We start from the raw sequence: 3,196 nt of genomic DNA, 5'->3' as shown, positions 1-3,196 counted from the left end.
GTCCGGGTGCTTCTGGAGGAAGCGCTCCACCACCGCGTCGTTCTCCTCCGGCAGCACGGAGCACGTGGCGTAGACGATGCGTGCCCCGGGCTTCACCTTCGCGGCCACCTCCGCGAGCAGCGCGGACTGCGTGGCCTGGAACTCCGTGATGGCCTTCGCGGACAGCTTCCACTTCTGATCCGGCTCGCGCGCGAGCGACCCCGTGCCGCTGCACGGCGCGTCCACCAGCACCACGTCCACCGCCTCCAGCGGCACCGGGTGCGGGAACGTCACCTGCTTGAGGCCGAACTCGCGCACCCGCTCGCGCGCGTCCGACAGCCGGCGCTTGGAGCGGTCCCCCGCGAGCACCTTCCCCTTCGCGCCCACCAGGTCCGCGAGCCCCAGCGTCTTGCCGCCGGCCCCCGCGCACACGTCCGCCACGGTGAGCCCCGTGAGGCTCGCACCGGGAGGCAGGCACGCCAGGACGATGAGCTGGCTGCCCACGTCCTGCACCTGGAGCCGCCGGGCCTTCATCGCCTTCGACTCAAAGATGCGGTGGCTGGAGTCCGAGACCCTCAGCGCGTCCGGCGCGCACGTCACCGCCTCCACCGCCACGCCCTCCTCCGCCAGCGCCGCGAGCACCGCGTCCCGGGTCCCCGGCGGCCGCGCGCGGAAGTGCAGCGACGGCTCTTCATCCAGGGACGCCATCAGCCCGGCGAGCGTCCCTTCCGGGTACACCTGCGCCAGCCGCTGCGTGAGCCAGCCAGGGAACGAGTACCGGGTGGCCAGCCGCTCGACGACGGCCTCGGGCCCTTCCGGCGCGGCGGGCTCTTCCAGGGGCTTCGTCGCCAGCCCCTCCAGCACCGCGTCATGCAGCGTGCGCGGACGCACCGGCCCCGGCAGCTTCACCTCCGGCCCGATGCGCGCCCAGCCTTCACCACAGAAGAGGCGCCGCCAGAGCGTGTAGCGCACCAGCGCCTGGTCCTCCGTGAGCGCGTGCTTCCCCGGCGAGTGCCCCAGCTGCCGCGCCGCCAGGTCCAGCAGCCGCGTGTGCCGGGACAGCTCGCGCGCCGCCAGGGCCACGAAGCGCCGCTCCTGCCCGCCCAGTCCCTCCGCCTCCCGCAGCGCGGTGGCGAGCGCGGCCTTCAGCGGCTCGCCCTTGAGGACGGCGATGTGCGTCTCCACCGCCGCGGTGGCCGCGCGCCGGGACGGACGCCCCAGACGTGACGGATCATGCGGCGTGGGCCAGAGGGGGATGTCCACGGGTTGACCTCGTCGCCTAACCGCGCAGCGGCACGCACACAGCCAGCGCGCCGGCCCGCGTCTTCACCTGCGGCGACGCGCCCAGGGACAGGAACAGGTAGCAGGGCGCCGCATAGCGCTCGCCGTCCAGCTCCAGGTCGCCCTCCACCAGGAGGATGCCGTGGGCGGACCGGGGATGGCTCCAGGGGAAGGCCGCCTCCGGCGCCAGCCGCAGCCACAGCCGGGCGCCATCCCGGGCCGGGTCCGCGGACTTTACTCCGGGTGATGCCTCTTTCCACTCAGGAGAATCCCCATCCAGGGGCTCCCCGGCGGCGGCGACCACCTGGCGCTTGAGCGCGAGGAAGCGCTCGACCAGCTCCATGATGTCGTCCACCTGGAAGGGCTTGATCAGCAGCGCGTCCGGCTCCGAGGGGTGCAGGACCTGGGCGACCTCCTGCGGACCGGCGGCGCTGACGATGGCCACCGGGTGGCGCTGTCGGCGCGCGGCCTGGAGGACGCCCCGGCCGTCCGTGTGCCCGCCCGCGATGCGCATGTCGGTCATCACCAGCTCGAAGCGGTCCGCCGCCAGGGCGCGAAGCGCTTCGTCGAGGGTGCCCACCGCCTGCACGTCCGCCAGCTCGGAGACCAGCTCTCCCATTCCCTCGCGGAGGCTTGGATCATCCTCGACCAGCAGGACCTTCATCGCGTCTTCCAGCGCGGGGGACAGGGGATCGCTTTCACGTTAGGGCGCCCGGAAGGGACGGCATCTCGGGCGCCGGGTCTGCGTTTGAAGATGGCCCTCCCCGGACTCGAACCGGGACGCGGGGTCAGCCGCAGCGGATTTTGAGTCCGCCTCGTCTACCAATTTCGACAGAGGGCCCCTTGGGTGTGAGCGAGGCGGCCGAACGTATATCGCGCCTTCGGTTCGTGTGCATCCGAAGATTGCGGTGGTCCACGCACACCGCTAAAGGGGCAGCGCATGTACAACCTCCTCATCTCCCTGGCCGTGGGGCTGGCGGTCGGCGTGCTGGTGAAGCTCGCCGGCGGCTTCTCCTGGTGGGCCGGCATCGTGCCCGGCGTCATCGTCTTCTTCGCCACCTACATCATCCTCGCCCGCCGGGTCTCCACCCGCGTCCAGGCGCTGATGACGACGGTGCAGAACGACCTGCAGGGGCAGCCCGCCAACCAGAAGGAGGCCCAGGGCCGCGTGGACCGGGCCGTCAAGACGCTGGAGCAGGGCCTGGTCTGGGACAAGTGGCAGTTCCTCATCGGCCCGGAGATCCACGCCCAGATCGGCATGCTGAAGTACATGATCAAGGATCTGGACGGCGCGAAGCCCCACCTGGAGAAGGCCAGCACGCGCAACTACATGGCCAAGGCCATGGAGGGCGCCCTGCACTTCCGCCGCAACGACGTGCCCGCCATGAAGGCCTCCTTCGAGTCCGCCGCCAAGAGCGGCAAGAAGGAGTCCATTGTCTGGGCCGTCTACGCCTGGTGCCTGCTGCAGCTGAAGGACAAGGACGCGGCCCAGCGCGTGCTCGCGCGCGGCGTGGAGCAGAACCCGTCCGACGAGAAGCTCAAGGGCAGCCTCGCCCAGCTGCAGAACGACAAGCGCCTGAAGATGAAGCCCTATGAGCCGCTCTGGTGGCAGTTCGGCCTGGAAGCGCCGCCGATGATGCCGCCCCAGGGTGGCGGCCGTCGCGTGCAGTTCACCCACCGGCGCTGAAGTCCGCTGGAGTGTGGGCCCGGCGCCACCGACCTGGCGCCCGGGCCCCTCTGGCCATCCCGTCGAGGCGCTGCCTACACGCGCGCTTCCGGGGAGTTTCCAACGGATCAGCCGCCCCACCCCACCCGCGCGCACGACGCCGGGCGGCCCCGCGTCCGGCAATTCCTACCGTGCGTGCCGCCCCCACGCTGCAACGTCTTCCGGCCGTCTTGTTGGCTGTCGCGCGGGCCCCTGTGCAACCCCCTGAAA

3 protein-coding genes and 1 tRNA gene are annotated in these 3,196 nt (G+C 71.5%); 1 reads left to right on the top strand and 3 read right to left on the bottom strand.

Translation table 11 applies throughout. The features are described 5' to 3' along the window. The 3 genes from D7X55_RS37815 to D7X55_RS37805 form a co-directional block, all read right to left on the bottom strand. Window positions 1–1,242 (bottom strand): RsmB/NOP family class I SAM-dependent RNA methyltransferase (locus D7X55_RS37815; protein WP_233610311.1); only part of this gene is annotated, 1,242 nt, incomplete at its 3' end. Between the two features lie 16 nt (window positions 1,243–1,258). Then, entirely contained in the window at window positions 1,259–1,924 is a 666-nt protein-coding gene (locus tag D7X55_RS37810; RefSeq protein ID WP_121725568.1) for a response regulator, read from the bottom strand. 91 nt (window positions 1,925–2,015) lie between these two features. Beyond that, window positions 2,016–2,101 (bottom strand) — tRNA-Leu (locus tag D7X55_RS37805). A 99-nt stretch (window positions 2,102–2,200) separates the two neighbouring features. On the opposite strand from D7X55_RS37805, the gene D7X55_RS37800 reads away from it, so the two are divergent. Further along, a complete protein-coding gene (locus D7X55_RS37800; protein WP_120552593.1) occupies window positions 2,201–2,947 on the top strand; it encodes a M48 family metallopeptidase in 747 nt (248 codons plus the stop codon). Window positions 2,948–3,196: the final 249 nt, after the last annotated feature.

Origin of the sequence: Corallococcus sp. AB049A (assembly GCF_003668885.1) — a bacterium.
Taxonomy (GTDB): Bacteria; Myxococcota; Myxococcia; order Myxococcales; family Myxococcaceae; genus Corallococcus; species Corallococcus interemptor.
Note: the sequence above shows the minus strand (reverse complement) of the source record. Positions and strands in the feature narration are given on the sequence as shown.

Coding starts and splice junctions, on each gene's coding strand:
- D7X55_RS37800 (WP_120552593.1), top strand. CDS start 2,201: ATGTACAACCTCCTCATCTCCCTGGCCGTGGGGCTGGCGGTCGGCGTG.
- D7X55_RS37810 (WP_121725568.1), bottom strand. CDS start 1,924: ATGAAGGTCCTGCTGGTCGAGGATGATCCAAGCCTCCGCGAGGGAATG.